The sequence below is a fragment of the Dellaglioa sp. CoH-57-MRSF-17 genome (assembly GCF_056782015.1).
On sequence record NZ_JBXAXY010000154.1, the window covers coordinates 1 to 261 of the forward strand.

Annotated in this window: 1 protein-coding gene; it reads left to right on the forward strand. The window is 54.8% G+C overall.

The genetic code is table 11. The annotated features are described in order from the left end of the window. A partial coding sequence (locus tag AC1RPJ_RS08240; protein ID WP_481762922.1) for a hypothetical protein occupies window positions 1-261 on the forward strand: 261 nt, incomplete at both ends.

Here is a 261-nt window from a genome sequence, read left to right on the forward strand (position 1 = left end):
GTATGAGATCGCAGGTTTCGCAGACCCTCTGGACCTCACCCCAATCAATGTGGATGATCGCGAAACGCGTATTGCGATGGGTGCCGTGGTAGTTCACAAGCTGATGGGCACCGGCCAAGTGATCGCCCAGTTCCCCGACTTCAAGGTCAACGTCCAGTTCCTGAGTGGTGAGAACGCAGACCTTCACGAGGACTCGCTCGTAGTAAAGAACAAGCAAGTCGTCAAGTTCTCCGAACTCGGTCTGCTCCAACCGTTCAAGGT